The sequence below is a fragment of the Pectobacterium aroidearum genome, assembly GCF_041228105.1.
Classification (GTDB): Bacteria; Pseudomonadota; Gammaproteobacteria; order Enterobacterales; family Enterobacteriaceae; genus Pectobacterium; species Pectobacterium aroidearum.
Genome location: NZ_CP166097.1, coordinates 1513799 through 1537186, shown reverse-complemented (window position 1 = coordinate 1537186; position 23388 = coordinate 1513799). Strand labels below are relative to the sequence as shown.

Below are 23388 nucleotides of genomic sequence, written 5' to 3'. Positions count from 1 at the left end.
ATAGTTTTTAATCAAAATGGAGGAACTGTCACATAACCGAGAGATTCAGTTTTCTGGCTCTTCCTATTTTTTGCAAAATAAGGCAGACAGCACCATCCTACTCACCCTACTTTCGTTTATGATGTGAGGCTACACGGCCTAAGTAGATAATTAAGGATTAGCGCGTGGATAACGCACCGGACGCACAGACACACTCACAGCCAGCGCTGCTTGCCAAATACCCCATGCCCGGGTATTTGATGGTTATTTATGCTCTGCTTTTTATCGCACTTGGCTGGTTCAGCCATCAGCGCTGGGGGAGTTCTACTTCTCCTGCCGTCGCTTTGGCTGCTCAAGCCGCTACCTTGCCTGCGGCAGAGGGACAAGCACCAGCCGCACCCGCGGCGACACCACCTCAGCAAGAAGAAGCTCATGTCGATGCGCCTGCGCTGCCAGAGAAAAGAACCACATTGCCGTTACCTGCCATCAGCAATGGTGAGGTTCCACCGCTGACCTACAGCGCACACGTTTACACGTCGGATGAAGCCAAGCGCAGTATCACGCTCAACGGCCTGCAATTCCGTGAAGGCGATTCGCCAATAGAAGGGTTAACCATCGAACAAATCCAACAGGACATGACCATTTTCAGCGTCGAGGGTGAAGTGTTTATTTTGGAGGCGTTGGAGGATTGGCCAGGCGGAAAATTCAATGAGAATGAACGTTCCGCCGCCGATGAAAGTGGAAGCGCCGCGCCCTAGCCGCGACTGCGAATAGCATCAATAAACGGCGTCAGCGTACGGTTAAACTCCGAACACTGCGTCTCTTTTGGCGTGCTATCTTTTAATAATCCTTGATACAGGCTTTCACTGCGCTGCGGTAAAGCCTGGTAGCTCGCGACATTCCAGCCTCTTTGTTTCGCTACCGTCAGCGCAACATTCATAACCGTCGCATCATCGGGAAGATCGCTGCGATTACATTTTGATTTGAGATAGCGAGTAGCTGCAACCAGCGACGACAGCTGGTTCAGTTGATCGTTAGGAGAGACCGTTACCGCAGAAGACTGGCCTGCCACCGTTCCTTTGTGGGCAGACGTTCCTGTTTGTTGGCACCCGGCCAGCGTGACGCAAAGCAGCGTTAACGCGGAAAATTTAGACAGAGATAACGACATGAAGAACTCATCCTGATTGAGATTAACGGTAGGCATTCTAGCAAATGATAAGCCGCTGTCACGGCATGTTTATATTGCTCCCAGTCAGCCGACTGGGAGCCGTGATGATTAAGCTGCGGAGCCCTTGCCTGATACCGGTTTGGTCGTCGGTAAGATGCCATCGGCGCGGAACATGGTCTTAATACCGCGCACGGCCTGCCGAATACGATCCTGATTTTCAATTAAGGCAAACCGAACATGCGTATCGCCATAATCGCCAAAACCAATACCAGGGGAGACGCAAACCTTCGCTTCCGACAGCAGTCGCTTGGCGAATTCCAGCGACCCCAGATGCGCATAGGCGTCAGGAATTTTGGCCCAGACATACATAGACGCTTTGGGTTCATCAACCATCCAACCCGCTTCATGCAGACCACGAACCAAAACGTTACGGCGCTGGCGATACTGCTCGGCAATATCCAGCACACATTGCTGATCGCCTTCCAGTGCCGCGATCGCCGCAACCTGCAACGGCGTAAACGTGCCGTAATCGTGGTAACTCTTAATCCGCGCCAGTGCACTGACCAGCTCTGGGTTCCCGACCATAAAGCCAATACGCCAGCCCGCCATATTGTAGCTTTTTGACAGCGTGAAGAACTCCACCGCGATGTCCTTCGCTCCGGGAACCTGCATGATCGATGGCGCCTTCCAGCCGTCATACACGATATCGGCATAGGCCAAATCATGGATCACCAACACGCCGTACTGTTTCGCCAGCTCAACCACGCGTTCAAAGAAATCCAGCTCGACGCACTGTGCTGTCGGATTCGACGGGAAACCGAGAATCATCATTTTCGGCTTCGGGATACTCTCGCGGATAGCGCGTTCTAATTCATTGAAGAAATCGACGCCTTCCACCAGCGGTACAGAGCGAACCTGCGCCCCGGCAATCACCGCACCATAAATGTGAATCGGGTAACTGGGGTTCGGCACCAGCACCGTATCACCATGATCCAACGTTGCCAGCATCAGGTGCGCCAGCCCCTCTTTGGAACCAATCGTGACGATCGCTTCACTTTCAGGATCGATATCAACCTCATAACGATCGGCGTACCAGCGGGAGATTGCACGACGTAAGCGCGGAATGCCTCGGGATGTCGAATATCCGTGAGTATCTTCGCGTTGTGCAACCGTACAGAGTTTTTCCACGATATGAGGAGGTGTCGGGCCATCAGGGTTACCCATGCTGAAATCAATAATGTCTTCGCCGCGACGACGCGCAGCCATTTTTAATTCAGCAGTGATATTAAATACATACGGGGGAAGACGATCGATGCGCGTAAAACGGCGCGGAGAAGTAGAATCAGCCATAACATCCTCAAATTAACGTGAGCGCCCGGACCGTCCGAGCGACGCAGTGCCTGTAAAAAGGCACTCTACTCAATATCACTTAAAACGCAGGCAGCCAGTTTTGTTGATGACGGCGGCACGTACGACCTGAAGTGCAGTGAGCTTATCCAAGCTATCTCAGATAATTCACCCTGTCGATACCACGCTTAATAAATTTTTTCTTCCCGACATGAAGCCTCATCGATTTCCGACTAAAAGTGCGAAAAATGAGGAATACATGCAGGAAGAAGCATTACACTTGGTGACCCGCTCAGGCCGTGTAGACAAGGCGCTTATCCCCTGATGCACAGGATGGTTAACCCGAGAATCAGCTTATGACCGAGATGCAATGTTTCACCGAGAGTTGGCCAATAGAGGGCGCATTTACCATCTCACGCGGCAGCAAACGCCAGGCGGATGTCGTTGTGGTTGCGCTTCAGTCCGGCAAGGTAGCAGGCTACGGAGAATGTGTCCCTTATTCACGCTACGGCGAATCCCTCGACAGCGTAATGGCGCAAATTGCCTCATTGCACAGCGATTTTCGTAACGGTTTAGATCGGGAGACGCTGCAAACCATTCTGCCCGCAGGCGCGGCGCGCAATGCGCTTGATTGCGCATTCTGGGATCTGGAATGCAAACAGCACCAGCAGCGCATTTGGCAACGTTTGAATCTCCCTTCGCCTATGCCGCTGGAGACCGCCTATACGCTATCGCTAGATACACCCGATCGTATGCGGCACGCCGCAATACACAATGCCCATCGTCCCCTTCTCAAATTAAAACTGGCGGATGCAAACGATCTGGCCAGAGTCACCGCGGTTCGAGAGGGCGCCCCCCTGGCTCGCCTGATTGTCGACGCCAATGAAGGATGGGACGCCGAACGCTACCTGACGCTGGTGCCTGAACTCGCTGCACTGGGTGTAACGATGATCGAGCAACCTTTCCCAGCGGGCAAAGATGATGTGCTGGCAGATCTGCCCCGCCCGATTCCCGTCTGTGCCGATGAATCCTGTCATGACAGCCAATCGCTGGCCGCTCTGACCGGGCGCTATGACATGATCAACATCAAGCTGGATAAAACTGGCGGTCTAACGGAAGCCCTGCGTCTACGCCACTCCGCGCAGGAGGAAGGCTTAAAAATTATGGTCGGCTGCATGGTAAGCACATCTCTCTCGATGGCACCCGCATTTGTCGTCGCACAAGGTGCCGCCGTGGTTGATTTGGACGGTCCGCTGCTCTTGCAGCGCGATCGCAATAACGGGTTGCACTATAACGGTAGCGAAATATTACCACCCAACGCATTATTGTGGGGATAACGCGCGTTAACCTGCATTGAGCAACTATTAAGGAGTGTTGTGATGCAACGTCTTGTTTATGTTGATGGACAGTATCTGGAAGAAAATGAAGCAAAAATTTCTGTATTTGACCGTGGCTTTCTATTTGCTGATGCCGTTTATGAAGTGACTGCGGTCATCGATGGCAAGCTGGTTGATTTCCCCGATCATATCACTCGCCTGCAACGCTCCTGCCGCGAGCTATCGCTCACGTTGCCCGTCACTCCTGAGGCACTCAAAGATATTCACGATGAGCTGATCAGTAAAAACGATCTGAAAGAAGGCGCGATCTACTTACAGCTTAGCCGCGGCAATGCTGGTGATCGCGATTTCTACTTCCCTTCTGTTGACGTCAAATCCACGCTGGTTCTATTCACTCAGGCACGTTCGCTGGTCGGCAACCCGAAGGCCACGACAGGCCTGCACGTTGTCACCACCGAGGATATTCGCTGGCATCGTCGGGATATCAAAACCGTCAGCCTGCTGGCTGCCAGCCTGGCAAAAGAGTACGCCCATGCGAATCAGGCCGATGATGCCTTCTTTGTCGAAGAAGGTTTCATTACCGAAGGCAGTTCCTGCAACTGTTACATTGTCCTACATGACGACACGGTTGTGACACGTCCACTCAGCAACGATATTCTGCACGGCATTACGCGTCAGTCTCTGCTCAAGCTGGCAGAAAAAGAGGGTATTACGCTGGAAGAACGGTGTTTTACGCCGGAAGAGGCTTATCACGCCAAAGAAATTTTTGTCAGTTCAGCCACCATGCTCGTCCTTCCTGTCGTGATGCTGGATGGAAAAACGATTGGCGACGGCAAGCCTGGAAAAATTACCCAGCAGTTACGTGAAATCTATCTCGATATGATTAAACAGCAGGGAAAATAGCCGCGCGTCACACTCAGCCAGCACGGCTTTGATGCTCATCCGTTACCCGTCCAATGTCGGATAACGGATGACAAAGCAACTTATTTATCCTCACCCGAAGTGCCGTCAGTCAGCGCAAGCCCTGAGTTTTCCAACACCATCTTCTGCGGTACGGCCAGCGGAATATTAGATGCCCGTAATCGCTTGATGATCTCAAACAACAGATCGCTCTTTGCTTCCGATACCATTCTCGGGCTGCTGACATAGCCTGTTACGCTCAGCACCATGCCCGTCGGGGTGAGTTGACTGAACTTCACTGACGGTGCCGGTGATTCCAGAATCGAATCGTGGTTGATATACGCATCCAGTAGCAGAGCCCGGACTTCTTCAGGGTCGATATCTAAGGGGAACGTCAGCGCCAGCGTAGCAACCCCAAACGGGTTACCCATCGTAATATTGCGCACATTCTGTGAGATAAATTGAGAGTTCGGCACGATCACCGTCGAACGGTCACCCAACTGAATTTCCGTCGCACGCACATTAATCCGCCGGATATCCCCTTCAACCCCACTGATGCTGACCGAGTCCCCTACTTTCACCGGACGCTCCGTCAACAAAATCAGGCCGGAGATAAAGTTCTTCACTATCTCCTGTAAACCAAAACCAATACCTACCGACAACGCACTGACAATCCACGCCAGCTTGTTCCATTGAATCCCTAGCGTCGCCAGCGTCAACAGGATAATCAGGATATAGCCGATGTTGCTGAACAGCGTTACCAGTGACGCACGGATTCCGCGCTCTAACGTCGTTTTAGGAAGGAACTCGTCTTCCAGCCAGCGTTTTGAGGAGCGTAGAACATAGACCCCCACGACAAGAAAGAGCACGGCATTGACCAGATGAGCAGGCACAATGCTTAAGGTTTCCAGCCCTTTCCCGCCCCAGATCTCAACGGCTTTTTGCACGAGTTCCAAAGGCGTCGTGGTGCCAAACGTACCGTTAAGTAAGGCGACCGCCGCCATTAAAATTAAAATGACTTTACCGCTGGCTGACAAGATCAAGGCGGCCTGAGCCAGATGGCGATCGTCCAGATTGAGCGAATTTTTCATCCGCTTGCCGCTAGCATTGTTGGGGGAAAAGAGGCTTTCGCAGATATCAGTAATGAATGTTGAGAACAGATACAGGCAGGAGAACACCATGCCAATCCACACCAGCTCGAACGCCAAAAAACGAGCCAGTGAGATATAGCCGATGACCAGCGACACCAGAATCGAGAACGCCGTCGCCAATACCGCAAGATGAATAACACCGGATAACGTCGAACGCGCTTCTGGCTGTTCGCCTGAATGCACCATCTGCCGACGAATCTGATCGCTTTTCAGCGTTATCGTTCCGGCGGTGAGCGCAAGGAACAGCGCAGATAAGCCGTTCACCATAATGGTTGCCGCGACCGATGTCCCCACCGTCGCCGTCACTTGTTCAATAAAACCGAAGATCAGAATAATGCCAGCCGCCACCACGGGGAACGGCTTCATCGCTTTAGCGACGGGGTTAGCAATCGCAGGCAAACGCCACGAAGGGCGCTGATTTGAAAGGAACGCACGTCCTAATCCGGCCACCATCGAACAGAAAATGGCCTGCCTCACCAACGCATCAAGGAACGACACGACGCGCTCTGAAGCCTCGCCGTGGCGCGTAAACGTAAAGTCGATCAGATTCACTGCGATGCCGATCGTGACCACGGTCGAGATAACCGATGCCGTAGCTAAAAAACTCCGCCGCAGACGCCCTTCTGGCAGCCAGTGAATTCCTGCCCAGGCCAGATATTTCTCCAGATACCGACGCCCTGTCGAACTCATCACCATGGCGATCACAATCAGGAAGGCAGAACCGTAACGCCAGTCAGGCTCCCAGGCTACAGTAAAGGCATCGCTTAACTGCTCCTGAAAGGCACTCAGGCGACGTACGTCTTCGGCCTGCGGAGTCACAACCGGTGCCCAGAAACGCCCGCCCAGAATGCTACCGGAATTCAATGCCAGCTGCGTTTTCAGCGCATTACGACGCAGAGTGACAATTTGCGCTGATAGGTTGGCCGCGCTGGTGCGTAACGCCTGAATCTGCTCGCTCTGCGCATCCATTTTTGCTTTTTGCGCATTCAAACTGTTTCGCTTACGCGTCACCTCACTGGTTTCAGTAATGCTGGAGCCGGGTTCTGGTGCTGGCCCCAAAACATCCAACTGAGCCTGAATTTGAGCGCGCTGCGGCGCTACGGTATTGGCAAGCTCGCTGGCGTTATTCGCCAGTTCCTGCGTGGTGTCATTCAACGCGCCAAATTTGCTGTCGTTATTGGTGCCTGATACCTGCTGCTTGATGTTATCTAACTGTTTTTGCAGCTTGACCAACTCGGCATCAACATTAATTTTTACTGGCGCATCGGTCTGCGCAGGTTGTGGATCAGGATCCGCACTCGCCGCCAATGCATATCCAACAGGCAGCATCAACATCGCCAGCAGGCAAACGCGCAAGAATGCGGATGAAAGAATGTTCATAAATCAAAAGGTTCCAAAGTTCGACAGAATAGCGGATCCACAAATAACCGAGCGATAAACCCGATACGTGAAAGCAGCCCACACTCATCCAAAACCCAACGAATGCGGGCATAGTGTACCAACAGCGCAAGGTACAGAATACGTCCGATCATAACTTGAAAAGAATTACTGAACGCATCCAGCAGATAAAACTGAAACTTTCATTGCTATGTGTAGTACGTGTGGACAGAGCTCGCAATTGTGCAAAAAAGTCACACCCGAAAAAGCGACATTCGCCAAAGTTGTACAGGGATTCACCGTATAGCGTAAATCCAGCGCCAACCCGTTGACTCACTGGGACGTGTGGGTATAATCCAGCCCACTGTTGTGACAAGCAGCAGCCATTTCTTTGCGCAATGCGCCCTTAGCTCAGCTGGATAGAGCAACGGCCTTCTAAGCCGTAGGTCACAGGTTCGAATCCTGTAGGGCGTACCATTTTACGTTCCCCCAGACTCTACCGAATTCAACAAAACCCCGTTATATTCATTGATACCATTAGGATTTTCTGTCGCTGAGCTCCACCGAGGTCAACCCAGCATACCGGAAATCAAGTCGATGTTGGGGGCCTCTATGGGGGCTCTTCTTGTTCAATGACTATTAGGAGCCCCCACGATGCCACTTACATGCTCGACAGATAGAAACCGCCAAGCCACAAAACAAAGAATACAAACTCACTGACGGCGCAGGTCTTTATCTTCTGATAAAGCCGAATGGAGCCAAATATTGGCGTTTGAAGTACCGCGTTGCAGGGAAAGAGAAAAAATTATCTATCGGTGTCTATCCTGATATCTCGCTGGCAGAAGCGAGATTAAAACGGGAAGAGGCTCGAAAAATCGTCGCTTCTGGTGGCGATCCTAGTGAACGGTAAACCCATCCCTGACAACCGTGGCAATATCTCTACGCGATTGATGGAACATATCCGGGAGAATCCAGCGAAGGAAACTTACGAAGATGAATTCTTCAGTATTCGTTACTTTCAGAAGGGAACCCCGCATTTGACCTTCAAACGCCTGGAATTGGTTGAGCGTATGAACGACATCATAACTAAACACTATCCAAAAATACTATCGAGTAAGAAAACCAAGGTACGTATACTTAGTAAGAACATGACAATAACGTAAACATCAGATGAATGGATTTCGATGAATAATATTAATAATGCTAAACGGATTTTAGATGAGAATACCAAAGTGCTTTATGGCATCTTTGGTGTCATTAGTTCTTCTGGCTATTTCCCACCTTTGCCCTTTCTGAATGAATTCTTCCTGGTTGGCAGTGATCCATGTGATCAAGATGGAAGAATGGGTTGTTGGCGTCCATTCACCCTTATACTCTCGGAATATGAAGTGGTAAAGGAATGGTGGTTTGCATCTAATCCGGGTACAGTTGAGTCACGACTTGGTTGTGAATGTTGGGGGGATTGGGTTCAAGAGATCCTCGAAATGTAAGTGTAAGCCCCCCGATAAACCGAACCATTCACTTTTAGACGTCTTCTGAGATACTCATTTCTTGTCTGTCGGGAAAAATCATCATTTGAGCATTACAATTCGGCGTTCCAATTTCCGAAATAGCGCTTTAATTTCTCGACAGTATGCCGCCATTTCTGGGTTGTAGGCTTGCAGACCGTATTTTGGTTGCCGAAGAACCCCACTTCGTTAACTGCCTCTTGCTCACTGCGAGTTTCCAACCATTTCACGGGAACAAAATACTCAGACTTCTCAGGGTCATCCGCGTTCAAGCGATAGAGATCGCCGTGCTTCAGTACATCCATTGCCAGCTTTTCCCCCTCTTCGGTGTTGATAGTGAAGCTGCTGGCAGGTTCAACCGCGCTCTGCACAATACCAACACCGACGTAGCCTTTCGCCGGGATTTTTACCCATACACGGTTGCCCGGTTGAAGCTGTTTTAACGTCTGGCTGTACCAGCTTCCGCCGCCCGCACTGATAAAGTTGTAGTGTTGCGCCTCTTCCCAAACACGGCTTTGCGGATCGCCAAACGAGACGTAAAACTCCCCGTTCCACGGCTCCTTCGCGTTGGCGCTTGCTACGGCGGTGGCCTGTGCGGCATTGGTTTGCGTTTCGCTCGGGTCGATAAGCCAGGTGCGGCTTAAGAACTGCTCGTCGCCGTGTTGGAATACCTTAAAGAACAACACATTAATTGAGATACCATTTTTGCTTAGATAGTCTACGATGCGTTCGGTGGAGGGATCCAGCTCTGCCGCCACAATGATGATTTGGTGCGACTGGTTGAGTGACTCCTCTTCCAGTTCAGTATTGAAGCGTTGCTTGAATGCGTCGCCCAGATTGCCGCCGCCGGAGAATTTTTCATAAATCTGCGACAGACGATCGGCGGTTAAATCATCCACCCACGAGGCGTAATCCAGCGCCTGCGCCACCACTTCACGCGGCGTGCGGTCGCGCTTAAGCTCAATCAGGATCAGCGAGGCATCCGGCGCAATAGCCAACAGGTCGATACGCCCTTTATCGAGCGTCGGTTCCTGATGCCCGATAATCATCCACTGGTCAGAGAGGATGGTGGGATCGTTTAAGATCATCTTCTCCAGCAGTTGTTCGCTGGCGAGTTTGCTGATGGTCAGCGGCTGAGGGTTTTCCCCTACTCGCCAGATAGCATGATGAACCGGCATCGTCTGTTCCTTAGTTTAGTGCTGCGTCGGTAAGTGCGCCCGCTAGGTGGAGCTGGGTTTGCTGGGCGGATTGCAGGCGAGACTTGAGGGTTTCACACAAAGCAAATAACTTATTAACCCTTGAAACTATTTTGTATTGCTCCTCCTTTGAGGGAAGCGGGATGAGGTATTTTTTTACAGTAGATACGTTTACTCTTGGTGCCGCCCCTCCTGTAGTCATCTGCTGCGCTAAAATTGTAATCAATGGACTGTTTAGGACAATCTCAAGATATTCAGATAAAACCTTATCACTAGGCCTAATTAACATCATCCTTTGCCCAAGACATATTTTATTACCTTCTGGAATACGACATGCCACACCCAATACACCGCCTTCACGACTGTAAAGAATGTCATTATAAATCGGCTCAAGGCGCTGAATTCTTTCTTTATATGTTTGTTCGCTTACATAGCGAGAGTCTTTTAATTCTAGATAGCCTGGCTTTATTTGGCTGGTCCGGACACAAATAAAACCTTCATTGGCCCACTTTGGAGTAGAATGAGGGCAATCTATGATTGCGGAGGATATGTTATCTAATGTCCTTAGAGTCCAAGATTTTGGGATTCTTTCATTAATATCATTATAAATAGAAAGACCATCAATGTGAGAAGTCTTGTACTCTACAGAATCTGCTTTAACCTGCTTTGTTAATTTACCCATCACCGCCAGTTGCAGAATAGTTTGCTTAAGCGCGTCAATACTCGCTTCGGTAGTAAACAGCGTGTCGAAATGCTGGCTAATTCGCGCCCAGTTGTCGGCGAGTTCTTCGGTATTTTGGCTGTCGGTCAGCGTTGCTAACAGGGTTTCTACCAATTGCTGATGTGCGTCCAAACTGGCCAAGGATTGCTGTTCCAGTTGGTCACAGAGGGACATTAGTTCGTCAACTTTTTCAACGATCTGGTGCTGTTCATTACCCGATGGAAGGCCAATAACATAATTAAGAAGTTGTTCTTGTTTTATACCTTCAACCGTAGTTCCTGTCCCTTTTATTTTTACCGTTGAATATGTATTAAAGAAAAAATCAAGAGAAACACCACTAGTCAGTTTTACCGACTTAAGATCTTGATTGAACGCTACAGGGCATGATGCGATTCCAATTTTACCCAACCCCATTCGAGTACAGATTAAAATATCACCTTCATCAGCTAATTTACTTCCCGTATTCAAACCTTGATGGGAAATGTAATCCTGAGTTTTTGCAATATATTTCTCTTTGCCCAAGTCCTTTACACTGGCCCAAGGAATATCTCCATTCCAAAAATCAGGATTAGACTTACTGGGAGTTCCTCCACTCGCTATCGAGTTAAATAACTCCCCTAGTCTTACCCATTCCCACCCCTCCGGCAACTCAAACGGCTTCTCATCCTCGCTAATTTCCGGCAGCGGCTTCTGCTTTTTAATCTTACCCTGCTTCACCAGTTCCGTTTTCTCGGCGGCAATACGCTTTAACAAGTCAGACGCGGGTTCGTCATTCGGGTCCTGAGGCACGAGTTTGCCACGCACCGCCAGCTCCAGAATCAGCTCACGCAGTTTCTTAATGCCATAGAGGTCGATTTTGCCATTACTGCCGCGTCCCGCTGTCGAGCGGGTTTGCAGCGCAGAAGACCAGATATCGATATGGTCGGTGATCAGCGTCTCAACGGTCATCAGTTCGCCTCCTTGTTGCCCGCTAGCGCAGCGCCGAGGATATCGCGTAACTGGTTACGCAGCCCACTGATTTCTGCCTGTTGCGTCTGGTACTCGGCCAGCAGCTCATCTGGATCGTGGCTGATGGTTTCGCCCTGATAGGGGTTCTTGATATCGAGGTCAAAGTTACGGGCGATGATCTCGTCGATGCTGACTTTCCACGCCTGATGGTTCTCTTCACGGCTGGCAAAACCGTCCGCTTCATTGCCCCACCAGTCGATTTCAGTCTGGAACTCCTCAAACTTCATCGGTTTGGTTTTGCTGTAGTTCTTCACGCCGTCCGGGTATGGGTGTTCGTAGAACCACACCTGTTTAGTCGGCTGACCTTTGGTGAAGAACAGAATATTGGTTTTAATGCCGGTGTACGGGTTAAACACGCCGTTCGGCAAACGCACGATGGTATGCAGGTTGCACTCTTCGGTGAGCAGCTTTTTGATTTTGGTTTTTACACCTTCGCCAAACAGCGTACCGTCCGGCAACACCACCGCCGCGCGGCCTTTGTCTGACAGCACTTCGATAATCAGTTGCAGGAACAGGTCCGCCGTTTCACGGGTCTGCATCTCTGCCGGGAAGTTCTTCTCAATGCCGTCTTCTTCGGTGCCGCCAAACGGTGGGTTGGTCACAATCACATCAACCTGCTCATCCCACGAAGAAAGCGGCTTATTGAGAGTATTGTCATGGCGAATTTGCACCGGCACCTCAATGCCGTGCAACAGCATATTGGTGGTACACAGCAGGTGCGGAAGCTGCTTTTTCTCCACGCCATAGATCTGCTTTTGCAGCGTTTTGTGGTCTTCGGTGGTGTTGACGTAATGTTCTTTCACATGGTCGAACGCACAGGCAAGGAAGCCGCCAGTACCGCACGCCGGGTCCATAATCGACTCGCCGAGTTTTGGATCGATGCGGTTGACCATAAAGCGCGTCACCGAGCGCGGGGTATAGAACTCGCCCGCATTACCGGCGCTTTGCAGGTCGCGCAGGATCTGTTCGTAGATATCGCCAAACAGATGACGCTCCTGACTGCTGCTGAAGTCGATTTCATTTAGCTTGTTGATCACCTGACGCAGCAGCGTGCCATTTTTCATGTAGTTGTAGGCATCGCTGAACGCCTGTTTTACCACAAAGCCACGCGGGTTCTTATCAATCGGCGCAGTGAGGTTTTTCAGGGTTGGGAACAGATCGTCGTTCACAAATTCCAGCAACGCCTCACCGGTGATGCCCTCGCTGTTCGCCGCCCAGCTACGCCATAAATAGCGTTGTGGGATCGGGAACTGGTAGTCATCCTGCTCCAGTTCCAACTCTTCTTCCTGGGTATCAAAAATTTTCAGAAACAGCAGCCATGAAAGTTGCCCCAGACGCTGGGCATCACCGTCTACCCCGGCGTCTTTACGCATAATGTCCTGAAGGGATTTAATGACTGAGCTAATCGACATGTATTCTTTCCATACTTAAAAAAGGATGCCACCGGACGCAGGTGCGACCAGTGGCACGATGTTTATTCGTTATCAGGCTGAGCGCGGTGGTAGCTGGTAGATTTCGTTCTCCAGTTCGTTGACGGCTTGCTCATACGCCTTTTTGTCACCAAAGCGGGTTTTAATGATTTCTATCGGACGCCCCAACGCATCGAACGGTTTCAATTTAAGAACCTGAACGTCCTCGATTTCCTGCACGCCTTCATCGGCGTATTTATCCAGCAGCGTGCTGAGAACCTGCTGCGCCGGTTGTGCATATTTCGTAAAATAGTTACGTTTACGCACATTGGCCGCGCGTTCCTGACGCGTTAACGGCGGCTGACCGTACACCACATGACAGAGTAAATCAAACGGGTCGAGATCTTTACCCACCTCTTCCGCCAGCACATCCCACAGAATTCCCAATTGCGCTAGTTCTTCAATAATGATCTGTTTGCGTGGTGCATCCTGCCATTTACGCACGAAGCGATCCAGTGATGCGTACTCGCTATCTTTGAGCATCGTTTTACGGGTGTAATCCTGAAAGGATTCGGTCACCAATTTGCCATCAGAATCGTAATACTGAACGCGCTTAGCCAGCACCTTTACATCCACGCCGTTCACATAGAATTTGCGGACTTTGTTGTCGTCATCGTCATGGAATTCACCATTGCCCCAATGTTTGTCATGATTAATCTGATAGTCAGCGGGGTCTTCTCGCGCTTTATTGGCGGCAGTATCGCCGTCATCTTCCTCATCCAGCTTTTCATTGAAATCGGAATCTTGGTCGGAAATGTCGCTGGGTTTTACCACCAGCACTTTTTCTGGCAAGCCGTCAAAGCGAGGATCGGCAAACAGCTCTGTCGCTTTTTTGAAGTCAAGAATGGTGAACCACAGCTTACCGTGCTTTTCGTTGATTCTCGTGCCACGCCCGATGATCTGTTTAAATTTGGTCATCGACTGGATGTTTTGATCCAGCACCACCAGCTTGCAGGTCTGTGCATCGACGCCAGTGGTCATCAACTCTGATGTCGTTGCGATAACCGGGTAGGCTTTTTTGGGATCGATAAAGTTCTCCAGTTGGGCCTTGCCGATCTCGTCATCACCGGTGATTTTCATCACGTATTTTTCGTTCTTCAACACCTGTTCCGCATTGAGTATCACCAGTGCATGACGCATACGATCGGCGTGATCGATGTCGTTGCAGAAAACAATGGTTTTATCCATCGGGTTAGTACGTTTCAGGTAATCGGTGATGGTCTGCGCCACCAGCATGGTGCGTTCATCAATGACCAGCGTGCGGTCAAAATCTTTCAGATTGTAGATACGGTCTTCAATTTCTTTGCCGTATTTATCCAGTTGACCTTTTATTGGTCGCCAACCCTGCACATCCACGTCGATATCAACGCGTACCACTTTGTAAGGGGCGAGGAAACCGTCTTCAATGCCCTCTTTCAACGAATAGGTGTAAACCGGTTCACCGAAATAATCGATATTGGAGACTTCTTCGGTTTCTTTCGGCGTTGCCGTCAGACCGACCTGCGTGGCGCTGCCGAAATATTCCAGAATCTCGCGCCAGGCAGAGTCTTCAGACGCACTGCCACGGTGACATTCATCAATCACTATCAAGTCAAAGAAATCCGGTGAAACTTGTTTGTACGCTTTCTGGTACTCTTCCGGGCCAGTTATCGCTTGGTACAGCGCCAGATGTATCTCATAAGCCGGATCGATGGTACGCCCGGTGACTTTAGTCATCGCGTTGCCAAACGGTTGAAAATCATTACGCTTAGCCTGATTGACCAGAATATTGCGGTCCGCAAGAAACAAGATACGTTTTTTGTTTTTGGCTTTCCATAACCGCCAGATTATCTGGAACGCGGTATAGGTTTTGCCCGTGCCAGTCGCCATGACCAGCAGAATACGGTTCTTACCTGCCGATACGGCATCTACCGTGCGGTTGATCGCCTGCATCTGATAGTAACGGGGAGATTTCCCACTGCCATCGTCGTAATAATCCTGACTGATAACCGGCAACTGCTGCTGGGTGAACCCTTTCCAGACACAGTATTTTTGCCAGAGCTGTTCAGGTGTTGGGAAATCGCTAAGGGCAATTTCGGATTCGAGTTGTTGCGGGTTGGTTTTATCGTGGAAGATGAATCCATCACCGTTGGAGGCAAAGACAAAGGGCACATCAAGCAGGCTAGCGTAGTCCAATCCTTGCTGCATCCCTTTGCTGATGGCGTGCTTATTGGCTTTGGCCTCGATAACCGCCAACGGCAAGTTCGGCTTGTGGTAGAGCACAATATCAGCAGATTTGACTTTGACACGTGAAGCCAGTTTTCCGCGAACCACAATCTTGCCATCACGCAATTTCACTTCCTGACGAATCTGCGCCAAATCATCCCAGCCAGCCTCCTTAAGCGCAGGCAGAATAAATTTGGTGATGATATCCGTTTCAGTCAGGTGCGTTTTGTTGACGCCAGCCATAGCAGGTCACTCCACGATATTGGGTTAGCTCTGATTTTACACAGATTAGTGAGTTAGGTAATGACCCGAAACGACATTTTGGACAGCTACTGGCAAAATCATTATTCGCCAGAACAAATTCTACGGCTTCCCAGAACATGTAACTGGATAACACTGTAAGCAGAGTGAAGTCGGCTCAGTACAATCCCACTGAGCCAGCAACGTTTATTCTATTGAACTCGCCAGCCACTGAAGTAATGACTGATGACTGAAGGTTGGTCGAGAGGAGCGGTGGCGGCGATATAGCCATCTGGCCGAACTAACAGATATTGATCGGAATAGGGGCTACTTCCCGCTTCAATGTGCAGAATATTGACGATATCAGGCAGTGATGCTGGTACCGTCGCTGTGCCGATGATGAGCAAACTGTAATGACAATAATTTAAATGTGAGTAAATTCTGCCAGGCTGACCAGATTGAGGATCACGCCACATAAAATCATGCAGCCTTTCACCAACACGCCCGTCGGTTCCATAGCGAACGCCCATCCCCGTGATGTAACCCGCACGTTTTTCGACAATCTTGACGTAATCATCGGCATGGTTGCCTGTCTCTGAGGTTTTGGTCGAACGCACGAGTTCCGCTGACGTTTTTACCACTTCCAGCGCGACCGCTTTTCGCTCTGTTTCGTAAGTCTGTAATAGCGTTTGGGGCGCATGATGATGGGTAATCATCGCGATTTTCCAGATGAGGTTAAATGCATCGGCCAACCCAGTATTTAACCCTTGCCCACCATTTACCGAGTGAATATGGCTCGCATCGCCAGCGATAAATAATTTATTTTCAAGGATATAGTGTTCTGCTACAGACTCTTTAACCGAGAATTGTGAGTACCACTCAATCGACTTGAATTGCAGACGGTGTGGTTGCAGAGCATGGTTAATTTTATCTATCGCCTGCTGTTGCGTGAAGTCCTCGCTCTCCATCTGGATATAGAAACGATCAATCTTACCTTCACGTGGTATCCAGGCGACATCCGCGGTTTCTGCCTGGAAAACAATAATTTCTGGTACTTTTGGGAAATCAGTTTCTATTTCGCCATCAATCACTGCCCAGGTAATTTGTGGTCGAGTGATCTCAAACGGGATAGCAAAGTGTTGGCGCACAAACGATCGTGAACCATCTGCACCAATCAAATACCGGGAACGCACGGTCTCACCGCTGGTGAGCGTGGTGAGACAGCCGTCGTCCTCCAGCACAATATCTTCCACAGAAGTATTACGGCGCACGGCACTATTTATTAGCTCGGTGAGCTTATTATCGAGAGCTTGTTCCACATAAGCCTGACCAATCATTAAAAAATGCTTGTGAAAACAGCCTTCTAAAGCATCCCACCAGGTAGATTGGCGTGAAATAAATTTACCTTTTGACCAGACTGAGCTGGTATTGCAGGTTTTGCCTAAGGGATAAAGCTCGTCGAATAAACCGATAATTTCAAACAGCTGCAAACTACGGGCGTTTAGTGCATCAGCACGGCCTACCGTTAACGGCCCCGATGATTTATCGATGATGACGGTGCTTAAACCTGATAGCTGAGCAAGATAGGCACAGGCCAGGCCGACAGGCCCAGCGCCGATAATCATAAGATCAACATGCTGTGGTTTCATGACGGCTGCACCAAATGTGGGTTAGTCAGCGGCTGTTTAGCATGGATATGCACCCGACGTAGATGACGGCCACTCTGGCTGGCATAAGATTCACGACCGTGTAATAACGAGTAGTTATCTGCAATGACAATATCGCCGCTTTGCCACTGATGCGCATATTGAACCCGTGGATCATATAAGGCTTGTTGCAAACTGCTGAGTAATAGCTCTTGCTCTTCAGGTTCAATGCCTGAGAAATGATAAGTGGATGGGTTCAAGAATTCTTTATCGCCAGCAATCGGCGGCTCACAAAAGCGAATGACGGGATATGTGCGGTAGGGGTGCTGCTCTATAATAGGGGCCAGTGCAGTACTGCTGTATAGCTCGACGGCACGCTGATACTGACCAGTTGCACGCTGCCACAGCGCTTTGGTTTCGGGTGATGCCAGACGTAACGCCGTGGTGGTACTAGAAAACGTGGTTCGCCCACCCTGCCCTTCGCCAATCGCTGAGACGCATTGAAAGACCTGGAGCTCAGGCACGGTCTTAAGGTACATGCCATCCCAGTGCAAGGGGACATAGTTGTTAGCAAAGATATGATCGGTAGCATCGGGCTGTTCAACCAGTTCCAACACGGCGCCAAACGGCCATTGCATAATGTCACCCATGGCGGCGCAGTATGTTGTTAAATTTTCTGCACTCGTAAAGCTATCAAAGCCCCGCAGTATCACTAATTGTTGGTTCTCTACGAGTGTACGCAGCCAGTTAGGCGATAATTCGCCAATATGCACACCTGACTGTTTAGGTTCAATACGCACGCCAAAAGGGTAGATTTCACCTTGAGAATTGGTTAAAGGTTGATAATTAAATCGATCTTCTAAAGTGAATGAGTCCATTTTACGTCTCCGTGTATTATCCATTGTTGAAAGATCTTTTCAGATAATATCGGCAACAAATTTTCAACACCACGGATACAATTATAATAATTAGGGTGGTTGGAATAGAGAATCACTCCCCCCTCTTGTTCACCACTATCTGATGATGTAATGGCCCTGAATAAAATCCCATAAAAAAACCCCAGATAAATATCCAGGGTTTTTAAATCATGAAAAGCCGTTGCCGTTTCAGGCTTAGCCGCGGTTCTCTTCAATATAGCGAGCCAAGTCCGCCGGCGTTTTCAGAACGGTAGCGACTTCGGTTGGCGGGATCACGCAGCCGTAAACGTCCTGCACTTCCAGTACCAAGTCGACCGCCAGAATAGAGTCGAGAATATCGGACTCTATCAGCTCATCGTTGAAACCCACTTTGCGGGATAAGATCTTTTCAAACAGCGCGAGTATTTCTTGTTCCATCATTTTTCCTGAGTCATTAGATCGTGCGGGCATGGGTGTCCAGCAGTTTACGGTCGATTTTGCCGTTAGGATTCAGCGGCAACGCATCTTTGATAATAATTTGGGAAGGCACCATGTAAGGCGGGATGACTTTCGAGAGTGACGTTTTAATCGCTTCAGGCGCTAAGTTCGTGACGCAGAACGCCGCGATGCGCAGAACGCCGCCGCCCGATTTCATCAGCGGCAGAACCACCGCTTCACTGATGTCGGACATCGCCAGCAGGCGGTTTTCAATCTCGTTGATTTCAATACGGTAGCCATTCAGTTTGATTTGGCTGTCATTGCGCCCCTGACAGTATAGCAACCCATTCTCGTAGCCCAGATCGCCCGTTCTGTAGCCCCGGAACGCTTCGCTTTTCCGACGCAGCAATTTTTCGGCATTCTCTTTCGCTAGCCCAAGGTATCCGCGCATCACGTTTTTGCCCCAAATAATCAATTCACCTTCAGCGGTAATTTCCATTCTGGAATCCGGCATCATCGCGCCGACCGGCAGCAGGTCGTTATCGCTGTGCAGAATGTCATCTGTGATTTCGATGACGGTGGTCGCGATAGTCGCTTCTGTTGGCCCATAAGAGTTGAGAATTTTGGCGTGTGGGAAACGGCGGCGTAGCTGTTTGACCAGTGCTTTGTTTAGCACTTCGCCAATGAACACGAAGACGTTGAGTTCAGGTAAATATTCACTATTGAACTGAGGCGAGAGCAGCTTCTGGTAAGCGAAAGAGGGCGTTGACACCCAGACGGAAACGCCGTTGTCTTTCAGGCGATCGAGCCAGTTTTCTGCCGCGATATCCTCTTTCGCATTCAAAACGATATGCCCTCCGGTTGCCAGATTCGCCAGCAACGGGATCAACGAGAGATCGAAGCTGAACACCGCATGGTTCATCAGCACCGGCACGTCCGGCAGCGAAAAGTCCTGACGTACCCACTTCATGAAGTGCCACAGACTTTCACGCCCGATCTGCACCCCTTTAGGTTTTCCGGTGCTGCCAGAGGTAAACATAATATAGGCGAGCTCCTCCTCGACCAGCGCCTGTCCGGCCTCCCCGGTCGCAATGAACTGTCGGGTCGCGACATCATAATAGTAAGGCGCGCTCGCCAGATGGCAAATCTCTTTAAGCCGCTCTTGCGGATAGATGCAATCCACTGGGATATACGGAATGTTATGCAGCAAACAGCTATAGATCGCTACGGCAAACTCCGCCTGCTGGTGACCATATAACACGACCGGCAATCCCGCAGGCTGCTGGCATTGCTGATAGCGATGCCACCAGTCTGTCACGGCGACGGAGAGCTGTTGCCAGGTCATCGCGTCATCGCTGCCGCTAATCGCCAACCAATCTGGGTTGGCGGGTTGGAGTAAGGCCGCACGGAGGAAATCTTGCAGTTCCTGAAGCTCAGAGTGAAGGTTCATAGAGGAGACATTCCGCTAAAGATGTAGAGGGAGGCCGCGGCGCTTGCCAGCGTCAGAATTCGACCGATGAACACAATAACCGGATGATGTAGACAATTGCTCAGCGTTGGGCTGCGTTTGGCTGACCACTGCAGCATGTTGTGAGCAACGGAAATGGCGCCAAACAGCGCGCCGCTGATGACATAATGTCGTTCAAGCCCGTTCCATGCTCCCATACAAAACAGGGTGCAGAAGATACCAATATTCTGCGCTAGCGTTTTGTTCTGTCGGAAAAAGTCGAGCTTCATCAGATTCATATAAATCGGCATAAAGACCACATCCCGCAGCCATTCAGACAGGCTGATATGGAAGCGCCGCCAGAAATCCTGCGGGTTTTTGGCCAGAATAGGCAGATTAAAGTTTGCCGGGATATTCAGGCCAAATAAGCGACCAGCCCCGATAGCCATATTGCTGTAGCCGGCAAAATCAAAGTAGAGATAGGCGCTGTAGGCCAGCGACATCACGACACCAACGCTTAACGTAAACGGGCGATGGCTCCACGATTCAATAACCAGGTTATTGATCAGCATGGCAAATAAGAACTTCTGAATAATGCCGGTAAAAATTTGCTCCATGGCCACCAAAAACTGCTCACGGGTGAGCGTGAAGACAGGCTTAGTGATGTCATTAACCCATGTCCGCCAGCGATACATCGGGCCAGCCAGAATAATAAAAGGCATAAAGAGGTAGCAGAAGTAATGTAGGAAATGCTGACCATCTTTTTTGCTGCGATAAAGCAGCACATCAATGGCGCGAAAGGTCATAAAGGACAGGCCGATCATGCCCCAGTGGTTATTGAGGTGTAATTTCACCAAAAACAGCGGCAACAGCGTCAGGCTGACTGCCTGCCAGGTTTTTAACCACCCTTTCTCTTTTAAGGTGACCAGAAGATAAAAGCTCAGGAAAACCGCCGCGGGAACAAGGTAATCCCCCTGGAAAATATATCCCCAGCCTAGCACCACCAATACGGAAAAGGCGGATAAATACGTCAGCCGATAACTGAATACGCGATTAACCAGCGCGAACAGTAACGCCGATGAAAACAGAAGGAAAAAAAACATTCCGGAGCTGTACATCATTCATCCTTCAGAATTTTTGATATTCAAAATGCACTTTTAAACTCATGCTTTCATCAACAGAAGTCCATGCAACGATGGTGACTGCCAGAAAGAGATAAAGGAAAAAAAGGCGAATGGCAGTTTTCATCATTTAAAACTCTCTGCAATAAATTGATCCATCGCGACCCATGCTGGATCGGTTGGGTGCAGGCGATCCCAATTCCAGCCGTTCTGATAAGGCTGCGCATACATATCAAAATAGCGAACCTGATTTGCCTCCAGCATCGATCTGATCTGGCTATCGACTGGCTGGAATTTCTCGGAATTTTTAATCGCCCACGGATTAATCGGATCGACAATCACCACAAACTGGACGTTACGCGCTTTCAGCAGTTTGATCGTCGCCGATAACGCTTCCATCTGCGCCGGAACAATCGGCGCATCGTCCCACTCTTCCGGTGTTTTATCGTCTGCAAAAACGGACTTATCCATCCACAATGTGTCTGCACTTTGCTCGCGGGACTGATTCAACACCTGAGCCTGCGCCAACTCGCGATTCCAGTCAGGAATCGTATTGACGGTTGGCTGATGTGGCCACGGTTGTGTCGGCTGGGGAATAATACCTAGCATCGACAGCCAGTCGTTTTTTATTAGCTCGCAGAAATTAGCAAATTGATAACTCACTTCCTGCCAGATAATTTGTGGATCCCAGCCATAGACTTGCATTTGGCCAAACGTTAAGTGGCTTATCTCTTCTTTATCGATATGTTGTAAGTAATTGACCAAAAAGGGGCGCGTCTGATCATCCTGCATCAGGGGATTAAAAATAGATGCCGGGAAATTATTGGCAAAAATTGCCGGGGGAATACCGTCTGAATAAAAGCTATCGGGTGCCAGCAGCAAAACAACTTTACTGTTAGCGTTAAGCTCATTTTTAAAACGTGAAAGCAGTAAAAAGTGCGTGACGCTATCTACATAGCTATCGCCATAGGCCACAACCGGACGATGTAACTGGTTATTAAAGTAATTATAGACAGCGTAATGTTCATCTTCCGATGTAGATACCTCGGAAGCCCCGAGAAAGAAAATCGCATTTCCCTGTAATGCATGGGAAATGGTGGCTATCTTTTCCTTTTGTTCTTTTGCCGTCCCTTCCATCGTGTTAATCATCGGCTGGAATGTCAGCGCCGGATCAACGCTCTTCACCAGCGGGGGAACGCTAAGAAACAGGATGGCAAGGGTAGCCATCAGGATATGTAGGCAGAGAGTATTTTTGATTTTCATTATAAAGTAAGGCTACATGATATTTATTGTTTGAAAGTTGTGAATTTTTATCTTCACAGTAAATCGATCCCTGTATTTTTGGATTATATACCAGGCTTATCGCCGATGATGAGCGTTGCTGTGTAACGGTATGTACAGTGTTTATGTCCGTCACAATAATCAGGCTGATAACCAGACAGGAGAAGGGTTTTCAGGCCGTCATTATCATCTACGCTGCCTGAATATGAGGTAGTAAAGGGTTGTTGACAGCTCCGAGTTCTCAGATTTGTGAGTGATTTCAGTGATGATGGCGTTCAAGAATCTTTGGTGTGATGAATAAGTACGAATAGCGTCATCCTGACCTTCCTTTTTATTTCATCTGACAAACCATTCTCTTAATGTTAACTTAATATATTCGAATATTACGGATTCGCTCGGTATTCCTCCTCATGCTTTATAGGGTTACTATTGTGCGATTAAATTTAATATAAAAACTATGTGTAATTGCAAACAACTTCCCACCAGCGTGGCTGAACTCGACTATTGGGGGCACGGTTTCCATTTTTCAAATGCATTAACTCATAATCGGCATTTTGAAACACCAGATAGTGAGTATTTTGAACCACAGTGGAACTATGAGGAATCCATGTATTACTGTGCGGAATGTGGACAAGCATGGTACATCGAGTGTACCCCAGAACACTCCCCTTCCCCCCTCTTCGCATTAAAGACGAAGGATGTGAATTCATTACCTTCAGATAAAGAAATAAAGGCAGCTAAGGTGCATCTTTGTCTTCTTGCCCACGGCGGACTTGATTCAGAGATATGTAGAATGGCAGAGTGCAAAAACAACAAGCTATTGGGCCGTGAACTATGCTATTTACATATACCTTTCCCATAACGGGTGGAAGTGAATAGTGTTGAAAGATAATGTATAAAAAGCAAACAGGAGAATCGATGAAAAATTATCAGGCCACAATCCCTCGGCTATT

At 49.3% G+C, this 23388-nt stretch carries 18 protein-coding genes, 1 tRNA gene and 2 pseudogenes; 7 read left to right on the top strand and 14 right to left on the bottom strand.

The features are described 5' to 3' along the window. Window positions 1–164: 164 nt before the first annotated feature. Window positions 165–737 (top strand): type II secretion system assembly factor GspB, encoded by a 573-nt coding sequence (gene gspB / locus AB8809_RS06890; protein WP_181848783.1) that lies wholly within the window; start codon window positions 165–167, stop codon window positions 735–737. Here gspB and gspS read toward each other — a convergent pair. Beyond that, window positions 734–1147 (bottom strand): type II secretion system pilot lipoprotein GspS, encoded by a 414-nt coding sequence (gspS, locus tag AB8809_RS06885; protein ID WP_015841054.1) that lies wholly within the window; start codon window positions 1145–1147, stop codon window positions 734–736. The two genes, gspB and gspS, sit on opposite strands and share 4 nt — an antisense overlap. A gap of 108 nt (window positions 1148–1255) precedes the next feature. Further along, window positions 1256–2497, bottom strand: a complete 1242-nt coding sequence (gene alaC, locus AB8809_RS06880) for an alanine transaminase (protein ID WP_015841055.1) — start codon at window positions 2495–2497, stop codon at window positions 1256–1258. A gap of 353 nt (window positions 2498–2850) precedes the next feature. On the opposite strand from alaC, the gene dgcA reads away from it, so the two are divergent. Then, window positions 2851–3831: an N-acetyl-D-Glu racemase DgcA gene (gene dgcA, locus AB8809_RS06875; RefSeq protein ID WP_194430548.1), complete on the top strand. Its 981-nt coding sequence runs from the start codon at window positions 2851–2853 to the stop codon at window positions 3829–3831. 42 nt (window positions 3832–3873) lie between these two features. Then, on the top strand, window positions 3874–4734 hold the full coding sequence (locus tag AB8809_RS06870) for a D-amino-acid transaminase (protein ID WP_349855821.1): 861 nt from the start codon (window positions 3874–3876) through the stop codon (window positions 4732–4734). Between the two features lie 80 nt (window positions 4735–4814). Here the strand turns inward: AB8809_RS06870 and AB8809_RS06865 are convergent, their stop codons facing one another. Next, window positions 4815–7262 carry a DUF3772 domain-containing protein gene (locus AB8809_RS06865; RefSeq protein ID WP_256543050.1) on the bottom strand — a complete coding sequence of 816 codons (2448 nt, stop codon included), beginning with the start codon at window positions 7260–7262 and terminating at the stop codon, window positions 4815–4817. A 397-nt stretch (window positions 7263–7659) separates the two neighbouring features. Between AB8809_RS06865 and AB8809_RS06860 the strand changes: the two genes are divergently transcribed. The 4 genes and pseudogenes from AB8809_RS06860 to AB8809_RS06845 all read left to right on the top strand — a co-directional run bounded on the left by AB8809_RS06860 (window position 7660) and on the right by AB8809_RS06845 (window position 8749). Then, window positions 7660–7736, top strand: a tRNA-Arg gene (locus tag AB8809_RS06860). A 199-nt stretch (window positions 7737–7935) separates the two neighbouring features. Beyond that, window positions 7936–8163, top strand: a pseudogene (locus AB8809_RS06855) (Arm DNA-binding domain-containing protein); the annotation flags it as partial. Next, a pseudogene (locus tag AB8809_RS06850) lies at window positions 8156–8422 on the top strand (DUF4942 domain-containing protein); the annotation flags it as partial. The pseudogenes AB8809_RS06855 and AB8809_RS06850, both read left to right, overlap by 8 nt. A gap of 21 nt (window positions 8423–8443) precedes the next feature. Continuing rightward, window positions 8444–8749 (top strand): hypothetical protein, encoded by a 306-nt coding sequence (locus tag AB8809_RS06845; protein ID WP_349855822.1) that lies wholly within the window; start codon window positions 8444–8446, stop codon window positions 8747–8749. A 92-nt stretch (window positions 8750–8841) separates the two neighbouring features. Here the strand turns inward: AB8809_RS06845 and AB8809_RS06840 are convergent, their stop codons facing one another. From AB8809_RS06840 to AB8809_RS06790, 11 genes are all read right to left on the bottom strand, one after another. Then, window positions 8842–9945, bottom strand: a complete 1104-nt coding sequence (locus AB8809_RS06840; protein WP_349855823.1) for a nuclease — start codon at window positions 9943–9945, stop codon at window positions 8842–8844. Between the two features lie 10 nt (window positions 9946–9955). Beyond that, on the bottom strand, window positions 9956–11632 hold the full coding sequence (locus tag AB8809_RS06835) for a restriction endonuclease subunit S (protein WP_349855824.1): 1677 nt from the start codon (window positions 11630–11632) through the stop codon (window positions 9956–9958). Continuing rightward, on the bottom strand, window positions 11632–13104 hold the full coding sequence (locus tag AB8809_RS06830; RefSeq protein WP_349855825.1) for an N-6 DNA methylase: 1473 nt from the start codon (window positions 13102–13104) through the stop codon (window positions 11632–11634). The genes AB8809_RS06835 and AB8809_RS06830 overlap by 1 nt, the downstream gene beginning before the upstream one ends. 72 nt (window positions 13105–13176) lie before the next feature. Then, window positions 13177–15609, bottom strand: a complete 2433-nt coding sequence (gene hsdR, locus AB8809_RS06825; RefSeq protein ID WP_349855826.1) for an EcoAI/FtnUII family type I restriction enzme subunit R — start codon at window positions 15607–15609, stop codon at window positions 13177–13179. 209 nt (window positions 15610–15818) lie between these two features. Continuing rightward, window positions 15819–17255, bottom strand: a complete 1437-nt coding sequence (locus tag AB8809_RS06820; RefSeq protein WP_349855827.1) for an FAD-binding protein — start codon at window positions 17253–17255, stop codon at window positions 15819–15821. Beyond that, on the bottom strand, window positions 17252–18130 hold the full coding sequence (locus tag AB8809_RS06815; RefSeq protein WP_015841089.1) for a TauD/TfdA family dioxygenase: 879 nt from the start codon (window positions 18128–18130) through the stop codon (window positions 17252–17254). The genes AB8809_RS06820 and AB8809_RS06815 overlap by 4 nt, the downstream gene beginning before the upstream one ends. A gap of 234 nt (window positions 18131–18364) precedes the next feature. After that, window positions 18365–18586, bottom strand: a complete 222-nt coding sequence (locus tag AB8809_RS06810) for an acyl carrier protein (protein ID WP_010300175.1) — start codon at window positions 18584–18586, stop codon at window positions 18365–18367. A gap of 16 nt (window positions 18587–18602) precedes the next feature. Further along, window positions 18603–20036: an AMP-binding protein gene (locus tag AB8809_RS06805; protein WP_349855828.1), complete on the bottom strand. Its 1434-nt coding sequence runs from the start codon at window positions 20034–20036 to the stop codon at window positions 18603–18605. Continuing rightward, on the bottom strand, window positions 20033–21151 hold the full coding sequence (locus tag AB8809_RS06800; protein WP_349855891.1) for a membrane-bound O-acyltransferase: 1119 nt from the start codon (window positions 21149–21151) through the stop codon (window positions 20033–20035). The genes AB8809_RS06805 and AB8809_RS06800 overlap by 4 nt, the downstream gene beginning before the upstream one ends. Window positions 21152–21161: 10 nt before the next feature. Beyond that, window positions 21162–21284, bottom strand: a complete 123-nt coding sequence (locus tag AB8809_RS06795; RefSeq protein ID WP_005970020.1) for a hypothetical protein — start codon at window positions 21282–21284, stop codon at window positions 21162–21164. Then, window positions 21281–22417: a D-alanyl-lipoteichoic acid biosynthesis protein DltD gene (locus AB8809_RS06790; RefSeq protein WP_182099822.1), complete on the bottom strand. Its 1137-nt coding sequence runs from the start codon at window positions 22415–22417 to the stop codon at window positions 21281–21283. Before AB8809_RS06790 ends, AB8809_RS06795 begins: the two co-directional genes overlap by 4 nt. Window positions 22418–23388 lie beyond the last annotated feature (971 nt).

Coding starts and splice junctions, on each gene's coding strand:
- gspS (WP_015841054.1), bottom strand. CDS start 1,147: ATGTCGTTATCTCTGTCTAAATTTTCCGCGTTAACGCTGCTTTGCGTC.
- alaC (WP_015841055.1), bottom strand. CDS start 2,497: ATGGCTGATTCTACTTCTCCGCGCCGTTTTACGCGCATCGATCGTCTT.
- dgcA (WP_194430548.1), top strand. CDS start 2,851: ATGACCGAGATGCAATGTTTCACCGAGAGTTGGCCAATAGAGGGCGCA.
- AB8809_RS06870 (WP_349855821.1), top strand. CDS start 3,874: ATGCAACGTCTTGTTTATGTTGATGGACAGTATCTGGAAGAAAATGAA.
- AB8809_RS06865 (WP_256543050.1), bottom strand. CDS start 7,262: ATGAACATTCTTTCATCCGCATTCTTGCGCGTTTGCCTGCTGGCGATG.
- AB8809_RS06845 (WP_349855822.1), top strand. CDS start 8,444: ATGAATAATATTAATAATGCTAAACGGATTTTAGATGAGAATACCAAA.
- AB8809_RS06840 (WP_349855823.1), bottom strand. CDS start 9,945: ATGCCGGTTCATCATGCTATCTGGCGAGTAGGGGAAAACCCTCAGCCG.
- AB8809_RS06835 (WP_349855824.1), bottom strand. CDS start 11,632: ATGACCGTTGAGACGCTGATCACCGACCATATCGATATCTGGTCTTCT.
- AB8809_RS06830 (WP_349855825.1), bottom strand. CDS start 13,104: ATGTCGATTAGCTCAGTCATTAAATCCCTTCAGGACATTATGCGTAAA.
- hsdR (WP_349855826.1), bottom strand. CDS start 15,609: ATGGCTGGCGTCAACAAAACGCACCTGACTGAAACGGATATCATCACC.
- AB8809_RS06820 (WP_349855827.1), bottom strand. CDS start 17,255: ATGAAACCACAGCATGTTGATCTTATGATTATCGGCGCTGGGCCTGTC.
- AB8809_RS06815 (WP_015841089.1), bottom strand. CDS start 18,130: ATGGACTCATTCACTTTAGAAGATCGATTTAATTATCAACCTTTAACC.
- AB8809_RS06810 (WP_010300175.1), bottom strand. CDS start 18,586: ATGGAACAAGAAATACTCGCGCTGTTTGAAAAGATCTTATCCCGCAAA.
- AB8809_RS06805 (WP_349855828.1), bottom strand. CDS start 20,036: ATGAACCTTCACTCTGAGCTTCAGGAACTGCAAGATTTCCTCCGTGCG.
- AB8809_RS06800 (WP_349855891.1), bottom strand. CDS start 21,151: ATGTACAGCTCCGGAATGTTTTTTTTCCTTCTGTTTTCATCGGCGTTA.
- AB8809_RS06795 (WP_005970020.1), bottom strand. CDS start 21,284: ATGATGAAAACTGCCATTCGCCTTTTTTTCCTTTATCTCTTTCTGGCA.
- AB8809_RS06790 (WP_182099822.1), bottom strand. CDS start 22,417: ATGAAAATCAAAAATACTCTCTGCCTACATATCCTGATGGCTACCCTT.